This window comes from Kitasatospora sp. MAA4, from assembly GCF_029893355.1.
Taxonomy (GTDB): domain Bacteria; phylum Actinomycetota; class Actinomycetes; order Streptomycetales; family Streptomycetaceae; genus Kitasatospora.
Genome location: NZ_JARZAI010000024.1, coordinates 73,114 through 99,534, shown reverse-complemented (window position 1 = coordinate 99,534; position 26,421 = coordinate 73,114). Strand labels below are relative to the sequence as shown.

18 protein-coding genes and 1 tRNA gene are annotated in these 26,421 nt (G+C 72.4%); 15 read left to right on the top strand and 4 right to left on the bottom strand.

Annotation, left to right across the window (positions count from 1 at the left end; all coding sequences use genetic code 11):
• Position 1: 1 nt before the first annotated feature.
• Positions 2-3,049 carry an amino acid adenylation domain-containing protein gene (locus tag P3T37_RS27900; RefSeq protein WP_280726663.1) on the bottom strand — a complete coding sequence of 1,016 codons (3,048 nt, stop codon included), beginning with the start codon at positions 3,047-3,049 and terminating at the stop codon, positions 2-4.
• Positions 3,046-4,197 (bottom strand): alanine--glyoxylate aminotransferase family protein, encoded by a 1,152-nt coding sequence (locus P3T37_RS27895; protein ID WP_280726662.1) that lies wholly within the window; start codon positions 4,195-4,197, stop codon positions 3,046-3,048. Before P3T37_RS27895 ends, P3T37_RS27900 begins: the two co-directional genes overlap by 4 nt.
• A 163-nt stretch (positions 4,198-4,360) precedes the next feature.
• Between P3T37_RS27895 and P3T37_RS27890 the strand changes: the two genes are divergently transcribed.
• From P3T37_RS27890 to panD, 9 genes are all read left to right on the top strand, one after another.
• Positions 4,361-5,059 carry an alpha/beta fold hydrolase gene (locus tag P3T37_RS27890; RefSeq protein WP_280726661.1) on the top strand — a complete coding sequence of 233 codons (699 nt, stop codon included), beginning with the start codon at positions 4,361-4,363 and terminating at the stop codon, positions 5,057-5,059.
• Positions 5,060-5,064: 5 nt separating this feature from the next.
• Positions 5,065-5,295 carry an acyl carrier protein gene (locus tag P3T37_RS27885; protein WP_280726660.1) on the top strand — a complete coding sequence of 77 codons (231 nt, stop codon included), beginning with the start codon at positions 5,065-5,067 and terminating at the stop codon, positions 5,293-5,295.
• Between the two features lie 17 nt (positions 5,296-5,312).
• Entirely contained in the window at positions 5,313-6,848 is a 1,536-nt protein-coding gene (locus P3T37_RS27880; protein WP_280726659.1) for an AMP-binding protein, read from the top strand.
• A gap of 100 nt (positions 6,849-6,948) precedes the next feature.
• Entirely contained in the window at positions 6,949-15,867 is an 8,919-nt protein-coding gene (locus P3T37_RS27875) for a non-ribosomal peptide synthetase (RefSeq protein WP_280726658.1), read from the top strand.
• The gene (locus P3T37_RS27870) at positions 15,864-16,067 is read left to right on the top strand and encodes an MbtH family protein (RefSeq protein WP_280726657.1); all 204 of its coding nucleotides are present in this window, start codon (positions 15,864-15,866) and stop codon (positions 16,065-16,067) included. Before P3T37_RS27875 ends, P3T37_RS27870 begins: the two co-directional genes overlap by 4 nt.
• A gap of 58 nt (positions 16,068-16,125) precedes the next feature.
• Positions 16,126-17,607, top strand: a complete 1,482-nt coding sequence (locus tag P3T37_RS27865; RefSeq protein WP_280726656.1) for an amino acid adenylation domain-containing protein — start codon at positions 16,126-16,128, stop codon at positions 17,605-17,607.
• Positions 17,604-17,846: an acyl carrier protein gene (locus P3T37_RS27860; protein WP_280726655.1), complete on the top strand. Its 243-nt coding sequence runs from the start codon at positions 17,604-17,606 to the stop codon at positions 17,844-17,846. Before P3T37_RS27865 ends, P3T37_RS27860 begins: the two co-directional genes overlap by 4 nt.
• Positions 17,843-19,027 (top strand): argininosuccinate synthase-related protein, encoded by a 1,185-nt coding sequence (locus tag P3T37_RS27855; protein ID WP_280726654.1) that lies wholly within the window; start codon positions 17,843-17,845, stop codon positions 19,025-19,027. The genes P3T37_RS27860 and P3T37_RS27855 overlap by 4 nt, the downstream gene beginning before the upstream one ends.
• A 42-nt stretch (positions 19,028-19,069) precedes the next feature.
• The gene (gene panD, locus P3T37_RS27850; protein ID WP_280726653.1) at positions 19,070-19,483 is read left to right on the top strand and encodes an aspartate 1-decarboxylase; all 414 of its coding nucleotides are present in this window, start codon (positions 19,070-19,072) and stop codon (positions 19,481-19,483) included.
• A 358-nt stretch (positions 19,484-19,841) separates the two neighbouring features.
• Here the strand turns inward: panD and P3T37_RS27845 are convergent.
• A tRNA-Leu gene (locus tag P3T37_RS27845) sits at positions 19,842-19,926 on the bottom strand.
• A gap of 203 nt (positions 19,927-20,129) precedes the next feature.
• Between P3T37_RS27845 and P3T37_RS27840 the strand changes: the two genes are divergently transcribed.
• Together P3T37_RS27840 and P3T37_RS27835 are read left to right on the top strand one after the other, a co-directional pair.
• Entirely contained in the window at positions 20,130-20,846 is a 717-nt protein-coding gene (locus tag P3T37_RS27840; RefSeq protein WP_280726652.1) for a DUF308 domain-containing protein, read from the top strand.
• A 229-nt stretch (positions 20,847-21,075) separates the two neighbouring features.
• Complete coding sequence (locus P3T37_RS27835) at positions 21,076-21,582, top strand: ATP-binding protein (RefSeq protein ID WP_280726651.1); 507 nt, start codon at positions 21,076-21,078, stop codon at positions 21,580-21,582.
• Here the strand turns inward: P3T37_RS27835 and idi are convergent.
• On the bottom strand, positions 21,554-22,153 hold the full coding sequence (gene idi, locus P3T37_RS27830) for an isopentenyl-diphosphate Delta-isomerase (RefSeq protein ID WP_280726650.1): 600 nt from the start codon (positions 22,151-22,153) through the stop codon (positions 21,554-21,556). The two genes, P3T37_RS27835 and idi, sit on opposite strands and share 29 nt — an antisense overlap.
• Positions 22,154-22,754: 601 nt before the next feature.
• On the opposite strand from idi, the gene P3T37_RS27825 reads away from it, so the two are divergent.
• The 4 genes from P3T37_RS27825 to P3T37_RS27810 all read left to right on the top strand — a co-directional run bounded on the left by P3T37_RS27825 (position 22,755) and on the right by P3T37_RS27810 (position 26,311).
• Complete coding sequence (locus P3T37_RS27825) at positions 22,755-23,510, top strand: phosphocholine cytidylyltransferase family protein (RefSeq protein ID WP_280726649.1); 756 nt, start codon at positions 22,755-22,757, stop codon at positions 23,508-23,510.
• Entirely contained in the window at positions 23,498-24,559 is a 1,062-nt protein-coding gene (locus tag P3T37_RS27820; protein WP_280726648.1) for an iron-containing alcohol dehydrogenase family protein, read from the top strand. The genes P3T37_RS27825 and P3T37_RS27820 overlap by 13 nt, the downstream gene beginning before the upstream one ends.
• A gap of 91 nt (positions 24,560-24,650) precedes the next feature.
• Positions 24,651-25,388 (top strand): CDP-alcohol phosphatidyltransferase family protein, encoded by a 738-nt coding sequence (locus P3T37_RS27815; RefSeq protein WP_280726692.1) that lies wholly within the window; start codon positions 24,651-24,653, stop codon positions 25,386-25,388.
• Positions 25,385-26,311 (top strand): glycosyltransferase, encoded by a 927-nt coding sequence (locus P3T37_RS27810; RefSeq protein ID WP_280726647.1) that lies wholly within the window; start codon positions 25,385-25,387, stop codon positions 26,309-26,311. Before P3T37_RS27815 ends, P3T37_RS27810 begins: the two co-directional genes overlap by 4 nt.
• Positions 26,312-26,421 lie beyond the last annotated feature (110 nt).

Here is a 26,421-nt window from a genome sequence, read left to right as displayed (position 1 = left end):
GTCATCTCCTCCACAGGTCGGTCAGGGTGGTGCCGGGGTGCTCCAACCCGGCGTCGAGCAGGGTGCGGTAGCCCTCGGCGAAGCGCGCGACACTCGCCGCGTCGAGGCGGGCCGAGCGGTAGTCGAACCGCCCGGTGAGGCCCTGGGCCGTCTCGGTGACGACCAGCGTGAGATCGGTCTTGGCGGTCCCGGTCGCGATGTCGGTGGCCGGGCCGAGGGTGAGGCCCGGCCACCGGGCGCCCAGGGCTGCGTCGCGTTCGAGGTTGAACAGGACGTTGAAGAAGGGGTTGTCGCCGACCCGCCGGGCCGTCCGGGTCCGGGCCCGCTCGACGATCCGGTCCAGCGGCACGTCCTGACGGGCGAACGCGTCCACCGTCACCACGCCCATTTCCTTGATCAGTTGACGGAAGGTCAGTTTTCCCGAGCACTCGGTGCGCAGCACGACGGTGTTGACGAACATGCCGATCAGGTCGTGGGTCTGCGGCAGTGAGCGGCCCAAGACGGGTGTGCCGACGGTGAGGTCGCGCTGCCCGCTCTCCAGGTGCAGCAGGGCGAAGAGGGCGGCGGCGAGCACCGTGAACGGTGTCACCGCCTCGGCGAGGGCGAGCCGGCGCACCTGCTCGGGGTCGGGCAGGTCGAAGGAGAGGCAGGCGCCCCTCTCGTCCGGGCGCCCGTGCGGATCCTTCGCACCCGGCAGCGCTGCCGGGGAAGCGCCGTCCAACTGCGAGGCCCACCAGTCGAGTTGCTCGATCCCCTCGGAGCTCTCCAGGAACTGCCGTTGCCGAACCGCGAAGTCGACCGGCCCGAAGCGGGGTTGCCCCTTTGGCTGCGCGCCGCCGTACAGCTCGCCCAGTTCGCGCAGCAGCACCTGATGGGAGCGTCCGTCGAAGACCAGGTGGTGCGCCGAGCAGACCAGCAGGTGCTCGGTGTCCGCGGTGCGTAGCAGGGTCAGCCGCAGCAGCGGCCCGGCGGTCGTGTCCAGCGGCTCCACCGCGAGCGCCGCCGCGCGGCCGGGGTCCGGGTGCGCCCGCAGGTCCTCGACGCGCAGTTCGGCGGGCGCGCCCGCGATCTGCGCCGGCTCGCCGTAGACGTTGGCGAAGGCCGTCCGCAGGGCCTGGTGCCGGGTGACGAGGGCCTTGAAGGCCCGGCGGAGGGCCGGGAGATCGAGCTCTCCGGACAGCCGGACCTGCCAGGGTGTGTGGTACAGCACGCTGCGCGGTGCGAGCAGGCTGTGGAACCACACCCCGCGCTGGCTCTCGGCGAGCGGGCCGAGCACCGGCAGCCCGCTGCGCTCGCGGAGTACGGCGGCCGGGTCCTCGGTCGCCGGCGGGGGAGCGGCCTCGTCGGCCCCGTCCAGGACGGCGGCCAGCGTCCGTACGGTGGCCGCGGCGAGCACGTCCCGGGCCCGGGGGCTGATGCCCAGGTCTCGGCGGATCCGCCCGAGCACCTGCTGAGCGAGCAGCGAGTCGCCGCCGAGTTCGAGGAATCCGTCGAGCACGCCGATCCGGTCCAGGCCGAGCAGTTCTCCCCACAGCTCGCACAGGTACGTCTGCGACGGGCCGTCGGGCGCGACGTACGCCGTCGCGAGGTCGGGTCGCTCCGCGGGGGGCTCGGGCAGCGCGGCGCGGTCGATCTTGCGGTGGGCGGTGAGCGGGACGGCGGGGATGCGGACGAAGGCGGCGGGCACCAGATGGGCGGGCAGTTCCTCGGTGAGGAAGGCGCGCAGCTCGGTGTCGCCGGCGGGATCGTGCCCCGGGACGACGTAGGCGACCAGTCGGCGGTGGCCGGTGGGGCTCTCGTGGATGGTCACCACGGCCTGGCGCACCGACGGGTGGCGCTCCAGCGCCGTCTCGATCTCGCCGGGTTCGAAGCGGTAGCCGCGGATCTTCAGCTGATCGTCGATCCGGCCGAGGAACTCCAGGTTACCGTCGGGGAGTTGGCGTACCCGGTCGCCGGTGCGGTAGAGGCGTGAGCCGGGCGGGCCGTCGAACGGGTCGGCGACGAACCGGCCGGCGGTCAGTCCGGAGCGGCCGAGGTAGCCCAGGGCTAGCGAGGCACCGCCGACGTAGAGTTCGCCTGTCCCGCCGGGCGGGACCGACCGCAGGTCGGGGCCCAGGATGTGCACCCGGGTGCGCGCGATGGCCCGCCCGATCGGCAGGCTGTCGGCCCCGGTCGCGGGCACGGTGTAGTACGTGACCGTCGCGGTGTACTCGGTCGGGCCGTAGATGTGCACCAGTGACACGCCGAGGCGCAGCCACTGCGCCAGCAGCTCCGGCCGGCAGCGCTCGCCGCTCATCCCGACCAGCCGGACGCACCCGGGCAGCCGCCGCCCGGAGTCGGTGAGCTCCTGGACCAGCACGTGCCACAGCGCGGTCTGCACGATCAGGGCGGTGACGCCGAGCCGTGCGACCGTCTCCAGCAGCTCGTCCACCGAGGAGAGCGCCGACCGGTTGGACGGCAGGACGACCGTCGCGCCGTGCAGCAGCGGCGGGAACAGCTCCTCCAGCGAGGCCGAGAAGCCGGCCGAGGCCAGCGCCAGGAACCGGTCGCCGGGCGCCAGCCCGAACTCCTGCCCGGCGGCGAAGGCGAGGTTGGTCAGGGCGCGCTGCGGGATCAGGCAGCCCTTGGGCCGTCCGGTCGAGCCCGAGGTGTAGATGAGGCAGGCCGGCTGCTCCGGATCGAGGGCCGGCAGCCCGCCCCGGGGCCCGGTGCCTTGTACCGGAACATCGTCGCCGACCACCAGCCGCAGGCCCGAGTCGGCGGCGATGTACTCCAACCGCTGCGCCGGGTAGTCGGCGTCCAGCGGTACGTACACCGCGCCCGCCGTGAGGATGCCGAGCAGTGCGACGAGCAGCTCCACCGAGTGACCGACGGACACGCCCACCCGGTCGCCGGGACGGACCCCGAGCCCGGCCAGGCGGCCCGCCAGGTCGTCGGCGGCCTCGGAGAGGTCGCGGTACGTCAGCTCACCGGTGTCGCCGACGGCGGCGACCGCATCCGGGGTGCGGGCGGCCTGACGGGCGAACAGCTCGGGCAGCGGGCGGATCACGCTTGCCCCTCGTGGAAGCTGCGCAGCGCTGCGGCCACCCCTTCGCCGACCGCGACCGGATACCCGGTCGCCGCAAGCGAGAGCTCTAGGGCCGCGAGCGCGCTCAGCACGTCGAACGCGTCGACGTAGCCGCAGTGACCGATCCTCAGCACCTGTCCGGCAAGCAGGCCCGGCCCGCCGACCAGCTGCACCCCGTGCTCGGTGAAGATCCGTCGGATCAGCGCCTCGCCGTCCAACTCCGCGGGGACGCGGACGGCCGTGACGGAGGCCGCCCGGTCGTCGTTGCTGCCGAAGATCTCCAGGCCCATGGCGCGGACCCCGGCCCTGGTCATCCGGCCCAGCCGGACGTGGCGGCGCAGCACCCGCTCCAGCCCCTCGTCGAGCAGCTGCACCAGCGCCGCGTCCAGCTGGTTCAGCAGGGTGATCGCCGGTGTCCACGGGGTGTGCGCGACGTCGCGCTCGTGCGCCTCGCGGGTCTGCGTCCAGTCGAAGTAGAAGCGCGGCAGGGTGGCCTTCTCGTGGTACTGCCAGGCGCGTCCGCTGACGCTGGCGAAGGCGACGCCGGGCGGGGTCATCAGCGCCTTCTGGCCACCGGCCACCACGACGTCCAAGCCCCACTCGTCCGTACGCAGCTCGCAGGCGCCGAGGCCGGACGCGGAGTCCACGATGGTCAGCACGCCGGCGGCCACCCGCGCGAAGGCGCGGATGTCGTTGACCACGCCGGTGGACGTCTCGCAGTGCACCGCGATGGCGGCCGTGATGTCGCTGTGCTCGGCCAGCGCCCGGCCGACCTCGGCCATGTCGACGGCCTGGCCCCACGGCGCGCTGACCTCGGTGACCCGCAGGCCGAACGCGCGGCAGAGCTCCACCCAGCGCTCGCCGTACACGCCGTTGGTCGCCACCAGCACGTGGTCGCCCGGCGACAGCAGGTTCTGCACCGCGCCCTCGAAGGCGCCGGTCATGCTGGAGGTGAAGAGCAGCACCGTGTTCTCGGTGAGCAGCACCTGCCGCAGGTTGTCCAGGATGCGGGTGAAGACGGCGGAGTACTCCGGAGTGCGCTCGTCCACGAGGGGGCGCACGGCGGCGGCGGTCACCTCCGGCGACATCGGGGTCGGCCCGGGAACCATCAGGCGGTACTTGGCGGTCACGCGGTGCTCTCCTGTCCGCGCAGCGTGGTGCTACGGCACAGCGGAGTCTGGGCGCGCCCTATATCCGCAGGGTTTCTTGCCGGCGGCGCCGCCACCGGCCGCGCGAAACACGTGCGAAACGGCGCTCGGCGACGGTTGGGCGACAGGAACGAGGTGCTGACAGATGTCCTTCTCATTGGTGTGCCTGCCCTTCGCGGGAGGCGGTGCGAGCTTCTACCGGACCTGGAACCGGCTCGGGGTCGAGGGGGTGCGCGTCCTCGCGCCCCAGCTGCCGGGGCGTGAGGAGCGCTTCGCCGACGAGCCGTTCACGGAGGTCGGCAAGGCCGCGGCACACCTGGCGGACGAGACGCAGCGGCTGGCGACGGGGGACGACCCGGTCGCGCTGTTCGGGCACAGCTTCGGCGCGATGCTCGCCCACGAGACGGCCAGGGAGCTTCAGGCACGGGGCTTCTCCCGGCTGCGTCACCTGTTCGTCAGCGGCGCGCCGCTGGTGCCGGAACAGCGTGGGCAGTGGGTGCCGGACCTGGACGACGACACCTTCGCGGCGGGGATCGAGGAGATCGCCGGCTACCGTCACCCGGCTTTCGACAACCCCGAGCTGCGGGCGATGCTGCTGCCGGCGCTGCGCGCCGACGTGGCGATGCACCAGACCTATCGCCCCGACCCCGCCGGCCGCCCGCTCGCGCTCCCCGTCACCGCGCTGCGGGGCGCGGACGACCACCTGGTCGGCCGCGCGCAGCTCGAGCAGTGGTCCGCGGTGACCACGGGAACCTTCCGCACCGCGGAGCTCCCGGGAGGCCACATGTACCTGGTGGACTCCGCCCGCGACCTGCTGCAATGGACCGCCGACCACCTGGAGTGACTTACGTGCCGGAACCGACCGACAACCTTCTCACCCGAGTGCGCCAGGCCTGGCAGGACGTGCTGGGCACCGCCGACGTGCCGCTGGAGACCAGCTTCTTCGAGTCCGGCGGCAACTCGCTGCTGCTGGCCATGCTCCAGGACGAGCTGTCGCAACTCGCGGGTCGCAGGCTGGAGCTGGCGGAGCTGTACCGCGCCAACACGGTCTTGGACCAAGCCCACCTGCTCACCAACTGACCCAGCCGGGAGAGAACTTGACCGGCCGGACCCTGTTCCGTTGGTTCGAGAGCGCCGCCCTGCGCCACGCCGACGAGCCCGCGCTGGAGGTGGACGGACTCGTCGTCTGCTACGACGAACTCCACCGCACCGCCCTGGCCCTGGCGGCCCGGATCGCGGCCGAGTGCGGCGGAGTACCGGACCGCATCGGCCTGCTGGCCTCGCGCTCGCTCGCGGCGTACGCGGGCTACCTGGCGATCCAGCGCCTGGGCGCGACGGCGGTCCCGCTCGGTCCCGACTACCCGGCCGTGCGCAACGCCGAGACCGTCCGGCGCGCCGGGGTGAGAGCCGTCCTGGTGGAGGAGGGCTGCGGCGCCGCGCTGCCGGACGGCCCCATGGTCCTGGTCACCGTGCCGCCGTTCGGCCTGCCGTCGGAGCCCCCCGGGCCGGGCGTGCTGCCGCCGGTGCCGACCGACACGGACCGGATGGCGTACCTCATTTTCACCTCCGGCAGCACCGGCCGCCCCAAGGGCGTCCCCGTCCGCCACCGCAACGTCGACCCCATGCTGGCGTACAACACCGCCCGCTTCGGGACCGGCCCGGGCAGCCGGGTCTCCCAGGTCTACGGACTCACCTTCGACGTCTCGGTGTTCAACATGTTCCTGGCCTGGGGAGCCGGGGCCACCCTGGTGGTCCCGAGCCCGGCCGAGCTTCAACGGCTCGTGGACTTCATCGTCGACCGCGGGATCACCCACTGGAACTCGGTGCCCTCCGTGGTCACCATGGCCCAGCTGATGGGGACGCTGCCGCTGGGCCGCGCCACCGCGCTGCGCCACAGCATCTTCGGTGCCGAGCCCGTCACGGTCCAGCACGTCGACCTCTGGCGGCAGGTGGCCCCCAACTCCGAGATCCACAACCTCTACGGGCCGACCGAGACCACGGTCAACTGCAGCGACTACCTCCTGCCCGCCGACCGCTCGCAGTGGGCCGCGAGTTCCAACGGAACGGTGCCGATCGGACGGGTGTACCCCCACCTGGAGGCGATCCTGCTGGACGAGGACGGCCTGCCGGCGGACGACGGCGAACTGTGCGTCCGGGGCCCGCAGCGCTTCGACGGCTACCTCGACCCGGCGGACGACGAAGGACGGTTCCTGGCCTTCGAACCCGGCGTTGGACCGGCTGTCCTGTACGACGGCGGCGGGCTCACCGACCGGCACTGGTACCGCACCGGCGACCGCGTCCGGCACGAGAACGGGCTGCTGGTGCACCGCGGCCGGCTCGACAACCAGGTCAAGATCCTCGGCCACCGGGTCGAGATCGGCGAGGTCGAGGCCGCGTTGCGCGAGCGGCCTGGCGTGGTCGAGGCCGCCGTGGTCGCGGCACCCGTCAACGGCGTCACCAGACTGCTGGCCGCGTACTCCGGCAGCGCGATGCCATCCGCCGAGTTCAGTCACTGGCTGCGGGCACGGCTCCCCCTCTACATGGTCCCCCTCAGGATCCGCCATATGGAGGCGCTGCCGCTCAACGACAACGGCAAGATCGACCGCCGGCGGCTCGCCGAGCTGCTCGCCTGACTTCGCACTCTCAGAAGTCCGCACCACCAGATAGCCCGGCGAAACACGGACGATAAAGCCGCGCGGAGACTTGCGGCTCAGACGAAGGGGAGGTCCGTCCATGGCAGGCAACGAGCAGACGCCGCGAGGCGCAGACGCGGCGGCGAGCGACCCGCTCTCCCCCTCGCAGCACGGCGTCTGGTTCCTCGACCGCCTGATGCCCGGCCGGACCCTGTACAGCATCCCGTGGACGCTGCACGTCGCCGGACTGCTGGACATCCGGGCCCTGCGCGCCGCTGTCGAGGCGACCGCGTTCCGGCACGGTGTGCTGCGCTCGCGCTTCACCCTGGTGGACGACACGCCCCGGCAGCTGGTGGACGACACCCTGCTGCCCCAGTGGCGCGAGAGCGACCTCTCGCGGCTGCCCGACGACGAGCGTGTCGCTCAGCTGACTGTCATTCAGGAATCTGCGGCAGAGCACCCGTTCGACCTGGAGCGCGGCGAGCTGCTGCGCGTCCACGCGGTTCGGCTGGCGGCCGAGCGGCACGCGGTGGTCTTCTCGGCCCACCACATCGTTTTCGACGGCTGGTCGCGCGGACTGCTGCACCGCGAGATCGACGCGCACTACCGGGGCGACCGGCTGTCGCCGGTCGCCGTTCAGTACGGCGCGTACGCCCGCTCCGTGCGCGAGCGGCTCGCGGACGGCGGCCTGGACCGCTCCCTCGCCCACTGGGAGCAGCGCCTGGCCGGAGCCGGCCGGCCCACCGAGCTGGCGGGAGACCGGCCGCGTCCGGCTCACCTCGACCACCGGGGCGCCGTGCTGACCGTGCCCTTCCCCGCCGACCTCAACCGGCGGGTCCGCGAACTGGCCCGGGCCGAGCGGTGCAGCCCGTTCATGGTCCTGTACGCGGCTTACGCCGCCCTGCTGCACCGCGCCACCGGCGACGAGGCGGTGACCGTCGGCATCCCGGTCGCGGGCCGCACCCGACCCGAGGTCATGGACGTGATCGGGCTCTTCGTCAACACCCTGCCCCTGCACACCGACCTGTCCGGCGACGCGCCCTTCCGCGAGCTGCTGCGCCGCGTACGCTCCGCCGCCCTGGCCGCGTTCTCGCACCAGGACGTGCCCCTGGACCTGCTGGTCGAGCGCGTCCAGCCGACCCGCGACCTGAGCCGCAACCCGCTCTTCCAGCTGGTCTTCTCCGCCGAGGACCGCGGTCTGTCCGGCGCCGACGCCGACGGCGGGCCGCTCTGCTCGGCGGCGCTGCAGGAGTTGTGGACCGGCACCGCCAAGTTCGACCTGGGCCTGACCGTCCTCACCGATGACGACGCGCCCGCGATCCGGATCGAGTACGCCACCGCCCTGTTCGACCGCGCCACGGTCGAGCTGCTGGCCGACCGCTACCGCCGGCTGCTCGACGCGCTGGTCGCCGACCCGGACCTCGCCGTCGGAGCCGTCGATCTGCTCACCGCTCAGGAGCGGCAGTCGGTGATGGAGCGGCCGGACCGCGTGCTGGACGGGCGGATGCGGCTCGTACCGCCGGGCATGGCGGGTCGGCTGTACGTGCCGGACATCGGCGGCACGGCCGACGACCCGTACGGTGAGCCCGGCGCCCGGCTCCGCGCGACCGGCGACCTCGTCCGTTGGAACGCGCGCGGCGAGCTGGAGTACCTCGACCGGGCCGGTGAGCCGGCTGCCGAGTCGCCCGCGGTCGGCTACGACGGCGAGCTCGCGCAGCGGCTCCGCGAACTCTTCGCCGACCTGCTCGACGTCGAGGCGGTGGGGGTCGACGAGAGCTTCTTCGAGGCCGGCGGCTACTCCCTGCTCGTCGTCCAGCTGATCGGCCGGATCCGCGCCGAGCTGGGCGCGGAGCTCGGCATCCGCGACGTGTTCGAGGCGTCGACCCCGGCCCGGCTGGCCGCCCGGGTGGAGGAGGCACGCGCCCGGGCGGTGCGTCCGGCGCTGCTGCCGACGGCCCGTCCGGAGCGTGTACCGCTGTCGTACCAGCAGCGGCGGCTGTGGTTCCTGGCGGAGCTGGAGGGCCCGAACAGCACGTACAACGTGCCGGTACTGCTGCGGCTGGACGGGCCGTTCGACATGGACTGCCTGTCGGGCGCGCTCACCGACGTGCTGGAGCGGCACGAGGCGCTGCGGACCGTCTTCCGGCTGCACGAGGGCGAGCCGTACCAACTGGTGCTCCCGGCCGGGCGCGCGGGGCTGACTCGGCGGGAGTGCCGGAAGGAGGAGCTGGACGGGGAGATCGCCGCCGCCGCCAACGAGGACTTCGAGTTCGGTTTCGAACTTCCTCTGAAGGCCACCCTGTTCACCGTCGGGGACGAGCGGCTCCTGCTGCTGAACATGCACCACAGCGTTGTTGACGGCTCATCGGTGGGCCCGCTGGCGCGTGACCTGGCGACCGCCTACCGGGCACGGGTGGCGGGTTCGGCGCCCGACTGGCGGCCGCTGCCGGTGCAGTACGCGGACTACACGTTGTGGCAGAGGGAGCTGCTGGAGCTGGTCGAGGACGATCAACTCTCCTACTGGAAGCAGACGCTGACGGACCTTCCGGAGGAGCTGGAGCTCCCCTGGGATCGCACCCGTCCGGCGTTGGCCTCGCACCGGGGCGAGTGGGTCGACTTCGCACTGGGCGCGGGCGCGTACGGGCGCGTCGTCGAGCTGGCGCGGGCGCACGACGTGACGGCGTTCATGGTGGTGCACGCGCTGGTGGCGGCCCTGCTGCACCGGCTCGGGGCGGGGGAGGACATCCCGCTGGGCGCCAACGTGGCCGGGCGTGGGGACGAGGCCCTGGACGAGGCCGTCGGGTTCTTCGTCAACACCCTGGTGCTGCGCACGGACCTGTCGGGCCGGCCCACCTTCGCCGAGTTGCTGGCCCGGGTGCGGGAGACCGATCTGGGCGCGTTCGCCAACGCCGACGTGCCGTTCGACCGCGTGGTCGAGGCGGTCAACCCGAGCCGGTCCGCGGCGCGCCATCCGCTCTTCCAGGTCGCCGTCTGGTTCGACACCCACGACGGCCTGCCTGGCGCCACCGACAGCCCGGACGCCCTGCAGGTCTCCGTGGAGCCCGAGGGCGGGCTCGCCGCGGTCAAGTACGACCTCGGCATCGGACTCGCCGAGAGGCTCGACGGACTGGCCGGCCGGATCGAGTACGCCACCGACGTCTTCGACCGCGCCACGGCAACGGCGCTGGCGCACCGTCTGGTCCGGCTGTTGGAGAGCGTGCTCGCCGACCCAGGGCTCCCGGTCGCCGACATCGACCTGCTCACCGAGGACGAGCGGCACCTGCTGCTGCACGAGTTCAACGCGACCGCCGCCGACGTGCCCCCGGTGACCCTGCCGGAGCTCTTCCAGGCCCAGGCCGCCCGCACCCCGCACGCGGTCGCCGTGCGGCACGAGGGCGTTGAGCTGACGTATGCACAGTTGCACGAGCGGGCCAACCGCCTCGCGCATCACCTGATCGGCCTGGGCGTGGGCTCCGAGGACTTCGTGGCCCTGGCGCTGCCGAGGTCGCCCGAGCTGATCGTGGCCGCCCTCGCGGTGCTCAAGTCCGGTGCGGCGTACCAGTCGCTCGACCTGGCCTACCCGGCCGAGCGGATCGCCGACGTCCTCGCCGACGTCGCCCCCTCGTGCGTCATCACCGCCTCCGAGGCCGGGGCTTCGCTGCCGCCCGGAACCCCGCGAGTCCTCATCGACCGGCTGCCCCTCGACGGCCCCCCGGCCACGGACCCCGGGGACGCAGACCGGGCCCGTCCGCTGCTGGGCGGGCACCCCGCGTACGTCATCCACACCTCCGGCTCGACCGGACGCCCCAAGGGCGTGGTGGTGACGCACTCCGGAGCCGTCGACTTCCTCACCTGGGCTGCGCGCGACTACGGCCTGGAGCGGACGGCCCGTACGCTGCTCTCCACCTCGCTGAGCTTCGACGTCTCGGTGTTCGAGTGGATGGTGCCGCTGACCCTCGGCGGCTCGATCGAGATCGTCCGCAACCTGCTGGAGGTGGCCGAGCGCGGCGGCTGGGCCGGCACCCTGATCAGCGGCGTGCCCTCGGTCTTCGCGGCCGTCCTCGCCCACGAGGGGGTGAGCCTGGACGCCACCGAGGTCATGCTCTGCGGCGAGGCCGCGTCGGCGGAGCTCATCCGCGCCCTGCGCGCCGCCATGCCGGACGCCAGGATCGCCAACATCTACGGCCCCACCGAGTGCACCGTCTACGCCACCGCCTGGTACGACGACGGTAACTCCGAGGGGATCGCCCCGATTGGCCGGCTGATGTCCAACACCCGGGCATACGTGCTGGACGACCGGCTGCGCCTGGTCCCGCCGGGTGTCCCGGGCGAGCTGTACCTCGCCGGCGCGGGTGTGTCGCGCGGCTACGCCAACAAGCCCGGCCTGACCGCCGAGCGTTTCGTCGCCGACCTGTTCGGCGCCCCCGGCGAGCGGATGTACCGCACCGGCGACGTGGTCCGCCGGCGGGCCGACGGCAACCTCGTCTTCCTCAACCGCTCGGACGACCAGGTCAAGATCCGCGGCTTCCGGGTCGAGCCGGCCGAGGTCGCCGCCGTGGTGGGCCGCGACTTCGAGGTGAGCCGGGCGGCCGTCACCGTGCGCGAGGACGGGCCGGGTGGGAAGGCCCTGGTGGCCTACGTCGTCCCGCGCGACCCGGCCGCCGGACTGGACGTCGAGCAGCTGCGCGAGCGGGTCGCGGCCGTGCTGCCCGACTACCTGGTCCCGGCCGCCTTCGTGGCCGTGGACACCCTCCCGCTGATGCCCAACGGCAAGCTGGACCGCAGGGCTCTGCCCGCCCCCGACTACCTGGCGCGCACCCGCTTCCGTGCCCCGCGCGAGGCCGGCGAGGAGCTGCTCTGCCGGCTTTTCGCGGACCTGCTCGGCCTGGAGCGGGTGGGGATCGACGACGGTTTCTTCGACGTCGGCGGCCACTCCCTGCTCGCGACCCGGCTGGTGGCCCGGATCCGCGCCGAGCTGGGCGCGGAACTTGGGATCCGGGACGTGTTCGAGGCGCCGACCCCCGCCGGGCTGGCGGCCCGGGTCGCGGACGCCCGGGCGGGCGCGGTGCGGTCGCCACTGGTACCGCTGGCCCGACCGGAGCGCGTACCGCTCTCCTACCAGCAGCGCCGGCTGTGGTTCCTCGCGGAGCTGGAGGGCCCGAACAGCACGTACAACGTCCCGTTGCTGCTGCGCCCCGACGGTCCGCTGGACGTCGGTGCGCTGTCCGGCGCGCTGGCCGACCTGCTGGAGCGGCACGAGGTGCTGCGGACGGTCCTGCGCCAGGACAAGGGCGAGCCGTACCAGCAGGTGCGGCCGGCCGTGGAGGCGGCGCTGGTGCGGCGCGAGTGCACTGTGGACGAGCTGGACGCCGAGATCTCCCGGGCCGTCAACGTGCCGTTCGACCTCTCCGTCGACCTGCCGCTGAAGGCGACGCTGTTCACCGCCGACGGCGAGTACCGACTGCTGTTGAACGTGCACCACATCGCCACTGACGGCTGGTCATCGGGCCCGCTGGTACGGGATCTGGCGACCGCCTACCGGGCGCGGCTGGCGGGCTCGGCGCCCCAGTGGCGGCCGCTGCCGGTGCAGTACGCGGACTACACGCTGTGGCAGCAGGAGCTGCTGAACCTGGTCGAGGAGGAGCAACTCTCCTACTGGGCCGAGGCGTTGCTGGATCTCCCGGAGGAGGTCGAGCTGCTCCGGGACCGTCCCCGGCCGATGGTCCCCTCGCACCGGGGCGAGTCGGTCGACTTCGCGTTGAGTGCCGATGTGCACGCGCGGATCGTCGAGTTGGCGCGGACCCATGACGTGACGGTGTTCATGGTCCTGCACGCGCTGGTGGTGGCGCTGCTGCACCGGCTCGGGTCCGGAGAGGACATCCCGCTGGGCACCAACGTGGCCGGCCGGGGCGACGAGGCCCTGGACGACGCCGTCGGGTTCTTCGTCAACACGCTGGTGCTGCGCACGGACCTTGCGGGCCGGCCCTCCTTCGCGGACCTGCTGGCGCGCGTACGGGAGAGCGATCTGGCGGCGTTCGCCCACGCTGAGGTGCCGTTCGACCGCGTGGTCGAGACGGTGAACCCGGGCCGTTCCGCCGCTCGGCACCCGCTGTTCCAGGTCATGCTCGCCCTGAACTTCGCCGACGCGGCCGGCCGGCCCGACTTCGGCGGGCTGCGGGCCGCGGTGGAGCACCCCGCCCTCACCTCCGTCACGTTCGATCTCGCCCTCGGGCTCTCGGAGCGGTTCGACGCGCACGGACGCCCGGCGGGCCTGACCGGAGGCCTGGACTACGCAACCGACGTGTTCGACCGGTCCACGGCTGAGTCGCTGGTACGGCGTCTGCTCACCCTGGCGGAGCGCGTGCTGGCCGATCCGCAGGTCCCGGTCGCCGACATCGAGCTGCTGACCGAGGCCGAGCGGCACCTGCTGCTGCACGAGTTCAACGCCACCGCCGCCGAGGTTCCGTCGGTCGGCGTCGCGGACCTCTTCGAGGCCCAGGCGGCCCGGACACCCGGCGCGATCGCACTGCGCCACAAGGGCGTTGAGCTGAGCTACGCCGAGCTGAACGAGGAGGCGAACCGGCTCGCGCACCGGCTGACCGGCCTGGGCGTGGGCCCCGAGGACTTCGTCGCGCTGGCGCTGCCCAGGTCGCCCGAGCTGATCGTGGCCGCGCTCGCGGTGCTCAAGTCGGGTGCCGCCTACCAGTCGCTGGACCTCAACTACCCGGCCGATCGCGTCGCCGCCGTCCTCGCGGACGTCACCCCGGCCTGCGCCATCACCACCGCCGGAGCCGAACTCGCCCTGCCGTCGGGCACCCTGCGGGTGGACCTGTCCCACGACGAGCGCCCGGCGACGGCCGATCCGGTCCGTCCCGCCCTCGCGCCGGCCCACCCCGCGTACGTGATCCACACCTCCGGCTCGACCGGACGCCCCAAGGGTGTCGTGGTCACCCAGGGCAATGTGGTCGACTTCGTGGCCTGGGCGGCCCGCGAATACGGCCCCGAGCGGCTGGCCCGCACCCTCTTCTCGACCTCGCTCGGCTTCGACGTGTCGGTCTTCGAGTGGCTGGTGCCGCTCTGCCTGGGCGGCTGCATCGAGGTGGTCGAGAACCTGCTGGAGGTGGCAGAGCAGGGCGGCTGGTCGGGCACGCTGATCAGCGGCGTCCCCTCGGTCTTCGCGGCCGTGCTGGCGCACGGCGGCGCCCGGTTCGAGGTCGACGAGGTGGCCCTGTGCGGCGAGGCGGTGTCGGCGGAGTTGGTCCGCGCTCTGCGCGAGGCCATGCCGAAGGCCAGGATCGCCAACATCTACGGCCCCACCGAGTGCACGGTCTACGCCACCGCGTGGTACGACGACGCGCGCCGCGACGCCGAGGGGACCGCCGATGTCGTCACCCCGATCGGCGGGCCCATGACCAACACCCGGGCGTACGTGCTGGACGACCGGCTGCGGCCGGTGCCGCCGGGCGTCGCGGGCGAGCTGTACCTGGCCGGCAACGGGGTCGCCCGCGGGTACCTGAACCGGCCCGCCCTGACGGCCGAGCGGTTCGTCGCCGACCCGTACGGCGCTGCTGGCGAGAGGATGTACCGCACCGGGGACGTGGTGCGGTGGCGGACGGACGGCAACCTGGTCTTCCTCGGGCGGGCGGACGACCAGGTCAAGATCCGGGGCTTCCGGATCGAGCCGGCCGAGGTCGCGGCCGTCGTCGGCCGGGACCCTCAGGTGGGCCAGGCCGTCGTCACGGTACGCGAGGACCGGCCCGGCGACCGGCGGCTGGTCGCGTACGTCGTGCCGGCCGCCGGCGAGCTCGACATCGCCGAGCTGCGCACACGCGTGGCCTCGGCGCTGCCCGAGTACATGGTGCCGAGCGCCTTCGTGGTGATGGACGCGTTGCCGTTGCTGCCGAACGGGAAGCTGAACCGGAAGGCGCTCCCGGCCCCCGAGCACACCGGCAGGCCGCCGCTGCGCGGCCCGCGCGACCCGCGCGAGGAAGCCGCCTGCCGGGTGTTCGCCGAACTGCTGGGCCTGGATCAGGTCGGCATCGACGAGAGCTTCTTCGAGCTGGGTGGGCACTCCCTGCTCGCGGCCCGCCTGATCGGGCGGCTGCGCGAGGAGCTCGGCACGGAGCTGAGCGTCCGGGACCTCTACGGCCACCCCACGGTGGCCGGCCTGTCCGAGGGCACCGGCGAGGACGCCCGGGAGCGGTCGCTGGGCGTGCTGCTGCCGCTGCGCGCCAGGGGACAGCAGCCACCGCTGTTCTGCGTCCACCCGGTGCTGGGCCTGAGCTGGGGCTTCGCGGGCCTGACCGGCAGGGTCGGCCCGGAGCGGCCGGTGTACGGGCTGCAGTCCGCCGCTCTCCTCGACCCGGGCCACCGGGCGGCGAGCGTGGCGGAGCTGGCCGAGGACTACCTGGCCCAGATCCGCACCGTCCAGCCGTCCGGCCCCTACCACCTGCTGGGCTGGTCGTTCGGCGGCCTCGTCGCACAGGCGCTCGCCGCCCGGCTGCGGGAGCTCGGCGAGGAGGTGGCGCTGCTCGCGTTGATGGACTCCTTCCCGGTCCCCGCGCCCAGCGCGGGCGGGCCTCCCCTGCACACCTGGGCGGAGGTGCTGGAGGCCCTGCTCGGCGACGGCTCGGACATCGACGCCGCGCTGGCCGAGCTGCCGGTCCGCCCCGAGGAGCCCGAGGCGCTCGCGGAGCTGGTGGGTCGGGAGAACCCGGTACTGGCCTCGCTCGGGCCGCAGCAGATCGCCGCCGTGGCGGACTCCGCCGTCCACCACGTCGAGCTGATGGAGCGTCACACGCCCACCGTCTTCGACGGCGACCTGCTGTTCCTGCGCGCGGCCCTGGAGCCGCGCGGCCCCCAGGCGCCGGGACCGGCGGCTGCCTGGCGGCCGTTCATCGGCGGGGACATCGAGATCCACGACATCGAAAGCACGCACCTCGGGATGGCCGATCCGCAGCCGCTGGCGGCGGTCGCGCGCATCCTGGCAGGCCGACTCAGCAAGGGGACCTCGGCATGAATCCATTCGACAACCCGGACGGGGAGTTCCTGGTACTCGTCAACCACGAGGGCCAGCACTCGCTCTGGCCGGCCTTCGCCGCCGTACCCGAGGGGTGGACGGTGACGCTCGGGCCGGGCTCCCGGCAGGAGTGCCTGGACCACATCGAGGCGCACTGGACCGACCTGCGTCCGGCCTCCCTGGCCCGAGCGGGGAAGTGATCCGGTGCAACTGTGCGGACTGCGGACCCCCCGGGCGGCCCGGCCGTTCGTCCACCGCGTGTTTGAGGAGCAGGCCGGACGGAACCCGGCGGCGCCCGCCCTCACCTGCGGACGGACCTCGCTCACGTACGGGGAGCTGAACGCCGCGGCCAATCGCTTCGCCCACCTGCTCGCCTCCGAGGGGGTGGGCGCGGGCGCGCTGGTCGGCGTGTGCCTGGACCGGTCGCCCGAACTGCTGGTGTCGATCCTCGGCATCCTCAAGTCCGGTGCGGCGTACGTGCCGCTGGACCCGACCTACCCGGCCGCGCGGCTGCATGGGAGCGTCGCCCAGCTGCCGATGCTGAAGTTGGTGGTCGCCTCGCCGAGGACCCGTGGGCTGGTGGAGCAGGACGGCGTCGACGTCCTCGACACAGAGGAGATCGCGGCCCGTTCGGCCGGCCGTCCGTCGGCCGATCCGGACACCGCCATCGACCCGCTGAGCCCCTGCTATGTGGTCTTCACCTCCGGCTCGACCGGGACGCCCAAGGCGGCGGCCGTCACCCACGAGGGCTGGTTCAACCTGCTGAGCTGGCTGGCCGAGGAGTTCGCGCTGGACTACCGGTCCAGCAACCTGGTGATCAGCTCGTTCGGCTTCGACATCACCCAACGCAGCCTGCTGATACCGCTGTTCACCGGTGCGACGCTCCACCTGCTGCCCAGCCGGCGGTTCGACGCCATGCTCGCCCACCGGCTGCTGGGCGAGCTCTCGATCCGTACCGTCCACTGCGCGCCGAGCACCCTGTACCTGCTGCTGGAGCGCGACACCGCCGCCCTGGGCTCGCTGGAAACGGTGTTCGTGGGCGGCGAGCCGCTGGTGGTCGGCCGGGTGGCGCAGTGGGCGACCTCGGTCGCGGACCACTGCCGGATCGTCAACCTGTACGGTGTCGCCGAGTGCAGCGATGTCTCCACCGCCCACGTCCTGCGGGACTACCCCCGGTACGCGGCGCAGGGCGTGCCGGCCGGGACGGCCATCCACAACACCGAGATCCACCTGCTGAGCCCGGACCTCGCGCCTCTCGCCCCCGGGGAGACGGGCGAGATCTGCATCGCGGGCCGCGGCCTGGGTGCGGGCTACCTGAACGCCGACCGGCTGAACCAGGAGCGGTACCCGGTCGTGGATGGCGTCCTGCTCTACCGGACGGGTGACCTGGGCCGGATCGAGGCGGGCGAGCTTCTCTTCGTCGGACGCGCGGACTCCCAGGTCAAGGTGCGCGGCATGCGGATCGACCTGGGCGACGTGGAGAGTGCTGTCCGGGCGCTCGACGGCGTCACGGACGCTGCGGTCGTGACCGGCCCGAAGGACGGGCTGGTCGCGTACATCGTCCCCCGGGCGGGCGCGGAGCCGGACGAGCGCGCGCTGTGGGCGAGGCTGTCCGCGGTGTTGCCCGCGCAGATGGTTCCGCAGCGCTTCGTCCCGGTACCGGCATTCCCCCTCAGCCCGAACGGCAAAGTCGACCGCGCAGCCCTCACCAGGGCGGCAGACACGAGGAAGTCACCGTGATCACCACGCAGATACACCAGATCTGGGCCCGTGAACTCGGGCTGGAGCCGGACGGATTCTCCGCCGAGGACGACTTCTTCGCCCTCGGCGGGCATTCCCTGCTCATGGTGCGCATCCAGGCGGCCATCATGGACGAGCTCGGCGTGGAGGTCCCGATCGATGAGCTGTTCGATCGTCCGACCGTCGTGCTGACCTCCGAGTACCTGGAGCGCCGGCCCACGACCGAGGCCGCCCGGTGAGCCCCCAGCACCTTGTCCGCTCCTTCCGGGACCTCGCCGACGTCGACGGCCCGGACGGCGACCGTCCCGTGGTCACGCTCTTCAGCGGCGGGCTGGACAGCACGTACCTGCTCCATCGCCTGCGCAGCGCCGGCGCTCGCAATGTGCACGCGGTCAGCGTCGACCTCGGCGAGGACGAGTCCACCGAGCACAAGCAGCGGATCGCCGACCGCCTCGGCGTCCGGCTGCACGTGATCGACGCCCGGCAGGCCTTCGCCGAGGAGTTCGTGCTCCCGGCCATCGCCGCCCAGGCCGTCTACCTCGACACGCACCCGGTCAGCTCCTCGCTGAGCCGTCCGCTGATCGCCCGTGAGGCGCTGCGACTGGCGCGGGAGTTGGGCGCAGAGACCGTCCTGCACACCGCCAACCGCTCGCAGAACACCCTGCGCCGGCTCAACGGCGCGCTCGGGCTGCTGGGGTTCGAGGGGCGTTACGGCAGCCCCTACGACCTCGACCCGGTCCACCGCGGCGAGAAGATCCAGGAGCTGAAGGAGGCCGGCCTGGACGAGATGGGTCAGCGGATCGTCAGCGGCGACTCCAACCTGTGGTGCCGGGAGTTCGAGTCGGGCATCCTGGACGACCCGGAGGACCACGCCGTCCCCGAGCACCTGTACCGGTGGAGCACCGTCCACCACGCGGGAACCGACACCGTCGAGGTGGGCTTCACCGAGGGCGTCCCGGTTTCAGTCGATGGCCGGCCGCTGGCGCTGCTCGACCTCATCGACGTGCTCAACCGGCGGGTCGGCGCCCACGGCATCGGCCGCTACAGCGGCCTGGAACACCTGGAACACGGCGAGAAGGTGCTGGAGATCCGCGAGATGCCCGCGGCCTGGCTGCTGCTGCGCAGCTACCGGCACCTGGAGACCGCCGTCCTGGGCTCCGAGACCATCCGGGAGAAACTGCACCTGGAGCAGTTGTGGGTCCGCGAGGCGCTGGAGGGCCGCTGGTACGGCGAACTGCGGCTCGGCATCCAGGCGTTCGTAAACGTCTGCGCGCGGCAGATCACCGGAACCGTCCGCTGGCAGCTGTCCGGCGGCGTGGCGCAGACCCGGTCGATCATCGCGGAGCGCCCGAGGTACCTACGCTTCCGGGAGGACTGGGAGCTGGAGTCCATCGCGGCCGAAGCCGCACCCCATCGCTGAACACCCCTGACACGACCAGAGGAATGTGCACTCTTGCGCACCATGCTGAAATCCAAGATCCACCGGGCCACGGTGACCCAGGCCGACCTGCACTACGTGGGGTCGCTGACGATCGCCTCGGACCTCATGGAGCAGGCCGACCTGCTGCCGGGCGAGCGCGTCGACATTGTGGACGTCGACAACGGGGCCCGGCTCAGTACCTACGTCATCGAGGGCCCCGCCGACAGCGGCATGATCAGCATCAACGGCGCGGCGGCCAGGCTGATCCAGCCGGGCGATCTCGTGATCATCATCGCGTACGCGACCGTCGGCGAGGAGGAGGCCCGGAACCTGCGGCCCAGGGTGGTCTTCGTCGACGAGAAGAACCGGATCACCGGCTACGGCTCGGACCCGGCCGAGGTGCCGCCGAACTCCGGCCTCCGCCGCGGCGACCGCCGCGAGCCGGCTTCCGGCTGACACCCTGTCGGGCTCGGGAAAGTCATCGCTGCAGGTGGCAGCGGTAGGCCGATGTCGGCCGGCACCACGTCCGCGTGATCGTCTCGCTGCTGTACAAGGTGGCCCGCAGGCTGGTGTTGGGTCGTTCCTCCGCCGTGAAGAATGCCGAGATCCTGGCTCTGCGCCACGAGGTCGCCTACTCGGCGGACTCATCAACGAATACCACGCCACCCCGCTCAGGCCTCCCTGCGGCCCGGAGGAAACGTCCAGCTCAGCGCCCTCGGCCTGCGCTGCCGGTACAACCACGCGCAACGCAAAATGCAGGTCAGGATTGCTCCTGACCTGCATTCCCTGGCCAACGATGTTGGCCAATGGGTCGTGTCCGAGGGGGGACTTGAACCCCCACGCCCGATAAAGGGCACTAGCACCTCAAGCTAGCGCGTCTGCCATTCCGCCACCCGGACAGGGTGTGTGCCTCGGGGTTTTTCGTGCTGTCCCCTTGGCGACAGAGAGAACATTACCAGGCGTTCGGGGTGCTCTTCACCGGTGTTTGTGCTGGTGGGGTCGGCGGGGCGGCGCGGGTCGAGGTGCGGGGGCGGTCGGGGTGGCGGACGATCGCAGGGAGGTGAGGGTGTGGGGGAGCGGGGGTGTGAGAGCGGAGGCGGCCATGGCTGTGGGCGGACGGCGGCGGCGCGGGGAGCGGGAGCAGGCTGGTGGGGCCGAAGGGGTGGCCGTCGATGTCGGTGCGGCTACGGCGCCGGAGAGGCGGCTGAGGCGGGGGTTCGGGGTGCTGGCGCTGCTGGGGGTGGTGCTGGTGGGGGCGGCGGTGTTCGGGTTGCTGTACACGGCGTTCGCGACGCTGACGAGTGTGCTGCTGTTCGGCTGGCTGCTGCTGATCGGTGGCTCGGTCGGGCTGGCGCACGCGGTGCTGGCGCGGGACGGGAACTTCTTCTGGTTGGGGACGTCGGTCGCCGCGCTGAACATCGCGGCGGGCGCGGTCATGGTGGTCCGCCCGGAGGCGGCGGCGGAGGGGCTGACGCTGTTCGCGGCCCTGCTGTTCCTCAGCGCGGGTGCGTTCCGGCTGGTGGGCGGGGTGGTGGTGCGCGGGCCGCAGCTGGGGTGGACGCTGCTGCTGGGGGCGCTGGACCTGGTGATCGGGATCCTGGTGCTGGGGAACTGGCCGAGCAGCTCGCGCTACACGCTGGGGTTGTACTTCTCGCTCTCGCTGCTCTTCGACGGGCTGGCGCTGATCGGCACCGGGGTGGCCGCGCGCCGGGTGATCGGGATGGTAGGGGAGGCCCGGGCGGCGGAGGCCGGTGCTGGTGGGGCGGTGGCGGGCGGCTTGGACGATCCTGCCGAGCCGACGAAAGAATTCCGTGACTAGATTGACCGAAGAACGCCAAAGTCCGTCGGAATCGATCCGCCAGGGGCAAGGTTCCTCTTCCCCACGCGGTGGTTCCGGTGGCTCTCCTAGCCTCTGGGAGACCAAGGGGAGCCCTGAACGGAACGCCCCGTTCCCGAAAGGCCGGCCGGTGCCGGCGACGCCTCCCGAGTCCTTGCACGAAGGGCGGCACGACGTGGATCAGAGCAGCGGGGCGCGGCCTGCGCCGACAATGTCGGCAACCTCGGGGAGGGGGACGGGAGAGGCGTCGGCCGGCCGGTGGCGGATCGTCGCAGCCGCGCACGAGTCCTCGGTGCCGCAGGTCAGACACGCGGTCCGGGACCTGCTCCGCGAGCAGGGCCTCGGCGGCCCGGACTACCAGGACGTGACCGACGGCCTGCTGCTGATCGTCTCCGAGCTGGTCACCAACGCGGTCACGCACGCCGCCCTGCTCTCTCCGCAGGTCACCACCGAGGTGGCGATCCGCGACGGCCAGATCCGGGTCGCGGTGGAGGACGGGCACCCGTACCGGCCCAAGGCCGTGCAGAGCGACCACGCGCAGACCGGCGGTCGCGGCCTGATGCTGGTGAAGAGCATCGCGCTGGAGGCCGGCGGGGCATGCGACGTCGAGCGGACCGGTGACGGCGGCAAGGTCATCTGGGCCTCGCTGCCCCTCCCGCTCCCGCCCCCCGCCGGCCATCACGAACCAGCTACCAGTCCCGGCCCGCGATCTCCCTGATCCCCGGCAGCGCGGCCTCGAAGACGGTGCTGAACCAGACCGAGACCGGCCGCTCGGCCCGCAGCTCCTTGAGCTCCTGGGCGGTCACGAAGCGGGTGTCGTCGACCTCCGCCGGGTCCGGGTTCAGCTCGGCGGTGACCAGCCCGACGAAGAGGTGGTTCCACTCGCGCTCGATCAGCCCGGAGGCCTCGTCCGGGAGGTCGTAGCGGACCGTGCCCGCCTCGCAGAGCAGCGCGGGGGCGGCGCCCAGCTCCTCGGCCGTCCGCCGTGCGGCGGCCGCGAACGGCGTCTCGTCGGGGTACGGGTGGCCGCAGCAGGTGTTGGACCAGACGCCGGGGGAGTGGTACTTGCTCAGCGCCCGGCGCTGGAGCAGCAGGCGTCCCTGCTGGTCGAAGAGGAAGACCGAGAACGCCCGGTGCAGCCGCCCGGGCTGCTGGTGCGCCCAGAGCTTCTCCGCGGTGCCGATGGTGTTGCCGGCGTCGTCCACCAGCTCCAGCAGGATTTCTTCAGCAGTAGCGGTATCCGGGGCATCCAGGCGCTGGGTCGGGCTGGTCGGTCGGCTCTCGGGCATGCGGCCTCTTTCAGGCACGGGGACCGGCGCCGCCACCCGGGTACGCCACCCGGGACGGCCCCCCCGGTCCAGCGGACGGCAGGACGCCCGTCGGTGCGAGCTGCTCCGGGCACCGGTGGGCGTCGGGGCCCCAGTCTGCCGTATCCCCGGTCCGGTCGGAGGGATTCCCGGCACAGACGACGGTTCGGGCTGACGGCAGTCGTCGCTGGTCGGGCACCTGTTCGGGCCCGCGGGCCCCGCTCGACGGCCGGCCCGGCACGCGCCGAGCGCCGTCCGAGCGCCGTCCGAGCGCCGTCCGAACGCGGGACGAACGCGGGACGAACGCAGTCCCGGCCGGGGCCACCGGAACGGGTGGCGCCACGGGTGGCGTTCGGGCTGGTCGCGGCCGTCGCCTACCATCGCTTAGGACACGGAGACCGCCCGCGCAGCGGGACCGGGACGCGGACGGCGGGTGGCACGGGGGCCCGAAGCCCGTCCGCCCGGAACGGCGGACCACACGCCGAGCCGGAACGGCAGACCGGCTGACCGCCGATCGGCAGACCAGCGATCGGCGATCGGCGAAGCGGCGAACCCGCCGACCTCGACGAAACAGGAGACCCGCATGATCGGCCTCGTTCTGGCGGCCGGAGCCGGCCGCCGGCTCCGCCCGTACACCGACACCCTCCCCAAGGCGTTGGTGCCCGTGGACGGCGAGAAGACCGTGCTGGACCTCACGCTCGGCAACTTCGCCGAGGTCGGCCTGCGCGAGGCCGCGATCGTGGTCGGCTACCGCAAGGAGGCCGTCTACGACCGCAAGGACGCGCTGGAGCAGCGCTACGGCGTCAAGCTCACCCTGGTCGAGAACGACAAGGCCGAGGAGTGGAACAACGCCTACTCCCTCTGGTGCGCCCGCGACCTGTTCCGCGAGGGCCTGCTGCTCGCGAACGGCGACACCGTGCACCCGGCCTCGGTGCAGCGCACCATGCTGGACGGCAACGACCGGATGATCGCCGAGGGCCGCGCCCCGGGCATCCTGCTGGCCCTGGACACGCTCAAGAAGCTGGCCGACGAGGAGATGAAGGTCATCGTCGACCCGGTCACCGGCGTGCGCCGGATCACCAAGCTGATGGAGCCGGCGGACGCGACCGGCGAGTACATCGGCCTCACCGTGATCAACCCGTCCGCCGCCGACGACCTCTCGGACGCGCTGCGCACCACCTTCGAGCGCGACCCGCAGCTCTACTACGAGGACGGCTACCAGGAGATGGCCGACCGCGGTCTGCGGATCGACGTGCAGCCGATCGGCGACGTCTCCTGGGTCGAGGTCGACAACCACGAGGACCTGGCGAAGGCGCGGGAGATCGCGTGCCAGTACTGACCCGGCTGATCCCCTCACCCCTCCTCGTCGAGATCCGGCACGGCGCCCTGGACTCGCTGGCCAGCATGCTCGCCGACCAGCGGCTCTCGGCCTCGGGCCGGATCGCGGTGGCGATCAGCAACGGCTCCGGAGCGGCACTGCGCGAGCGCCTGGAGCCGCTGCTGCCGGGCGCCGACTGGTACCACGTGGCGGACGGGACGCTGGACTGCGCGGTGAGCCTGGCGGAGGCGATGCGCGGCGGGCACTACGACGTCCTGGTGGGCATGGGTGGCGGTAAGATCATCGACGCCGCCAAGTACGCCGCCGCGCGCGTCGGGCTGCCCGTGGTCGCCGTCGCCACCAACCTGGCCCACGACGGCATCTGCTCCCCCGTGTCGACGCTCGACAACGACGCGGGGCGCGGTTCCTACGGCGTGCCCGGACCGATCGGCATCGTGGTCGACCTGGACGTGATCCAGAAGGCCCCGAGGCGATTCGTGGCGGCCGGCGTCGGTGACGTGATCTCCAACATCTCGGCCTGTGCCGACTGGGAGCTCTCGCATCGGGAGACCGGCGAACCGGTGGACGGACTGGCGATCGCGATGGCCCGCTCGGCCGGCGAGAACCTGCTGCGGCACCCCGGAACGCTCGAAGATCCGGACCTCCTTACGGCGCTCGCGGAAGCACTGGTACTGTCCGGCATCGCGATGAACATCGCAGGCAGTACCCGGCCTTCGTCGGGCGCCTGTCATGAGATCTCGCACGCCTTGGACGTGCTGTATCCCAAGCGCTCCGCCCAGCACGGTGAGCAGGTCGGCCTCGGGGCCGCATTTGCGAGCTTCCTGCGGGGCGAGCACGAACTGGCCGGCCTGATCGTCGACCGCCTGGCCGCCCACGGGCTGCCGGTGAGCGCCGATCAGATCGGTTTCACCGAGGCGGAGTTCACCGATGCGGTGCACTACGCTCCGAATACCCGGCCAGGCCGCTTCACCATCCTTGAGCACCTCGACCTCTCCCCTTCAGCGATCAGGGACGCGTACGCCGACTATGTCCAAGCCGTCAACAGCTGAGCCCCATCGGGCTGCCGCCGACCGCCCAGCGGTCGACCTCACGGTCCGCCCCTCGATCGAGGAGCTGCGGGCCGTCATCCACCCCGAGGGCATGCTCCAGCGCCGCAGTGCCGAGCACTGGGCGGGCCGGCTCTACATGCGGCGGATCTCGCTGAGGATCACCCGGGTCCTCTCGACGGTCACCGCGATCACGCCGAACGGCCTGACCTACCTGATGATGCTCACCGGCGTGCTGGCCGGGGCGGCCCTGGTCATCCCGGGCATCGCGGGCGCCATCGCGGGTGCGCTGCTGATCCAGGTCTACCTGCTGCTCGACTGCGTGGACGGCGAGGTGGCCCGCTGGCGCCGGCAGACCTCGCTCACCGGCGTCTACCTGGACCGGGTCGGCCACTACATGTCCGAGGCCGCGCTGCTCACCGGCGCCGGCCTGCGGGCCGCCGACCTCTTCCACAAGCACGGTCCGACCTCGCAGTGGGAGTGGGCCTTCCTGGGCACCCTGGCGGCCCTCGGCGCGATCCTGATCAAGTCGGAGACCGACCTGGTCGACGTCGCCCGGGCGCGCAGCGGGATGACCGCCGTCGAGGACAGCGCCTCGGTGCCGCGCGCCGCGGGTGTGGCCAGGGCCCGCAAGGCCGCGGCCTTCCTGAAGTTCCACCGGCTGGTCGGCGCGGTCGAGTGCTCGCTCTTCCTGCTCGCCGCCGGGATCGCCGACACGGTGCACGGCGGGCTGTTCTTCACCCGCCTCGCGGTCGTCGTGCTGGCTGCCATCGCCATGCTGCAGACCGTGCTCCACCTGCTCAGCATCGTCCTCTCCAGCAGGCTGCGATGAGCGACCAGACCGCCACCGAGGAGACGACCGCTCCCACCGGCCCGGACGCCTTCCGCCTCGGTGCGGTCATCATCACGATGGGCAACCGGCCGGCCGAGCTGAACGCCCTGATCGACTCCGTGATCGACCAGGAGGGCCCGGACGTCGAGCTCGCCGTGGTCGGCAACGGCGCCCCGCTGCCCCCGCTCCCCACCGACGTGCGCACCGTCGAGCTGCCGGAGAACCTCGGTATCCCGGGCGGACGCAACGTCGGCATCGAGCTGTTCGGCCCGAACGGCCGGGACGTCGACGCGGTGCTCTTCCTGGACGACGACGGCCTGCTGCCGAACACCGACTCGGCCCGGCTGCTGCGCGAGGCGTTCACAGCCGACCCGGGCCTGGGTATCGTCAGCTTCCGGATCGCCGACCCCGACACGGGCGTGACCGCGCGCCGGCACGTCCCGCGGCTGCGCGCGGGCGAGCCGCTGCACTCGTCCCGGGTGACCACCTTCCTGGGCGGCGCCAGCGCCGTCCGGTGCGAGGTGTTCGAGCAGGCCGGCCAGCTCCCCGCGGAGTTCTTCTACGCGCACGAGGAGACCGACCTGGCCTGGCGGGCGCTGGACGCCGGCTGGTCGATCGACTACCGCGCCGACATCGTGCTGCACCACCCGACGACCTCGCCCGCCCGGCACGCCACGTACTTCCACAACGTGGCCCGGAACCGGGTGTGGCTGGCACGACGGAACCTTCCGGCGCTGCTGGTACCTCTCTACCTGTGCACCTGGTTGCTGCTCACCCTGGCCCGGCGTCCCTCCGGGTCCGCGCTCAAGGCCTGGTGGGCCGGTTTCCGGGAGGGCTGGCGCACACCCTGCGGTGCTCGGCGGCCCATGCGATGGCGTACTGTATGGCGATTGACCAGGTTGGGCAGACCGCCGGTCATCTGATCGCACCGGCCGATGAGTCCCCCGTCGGCCAAACTCCCCCCGTGATCCGCAGGGATCTTCCAGTCGAAAGACCGGCGACTGCCCCCGGCCAGCAGCCGGACTTCCGAATC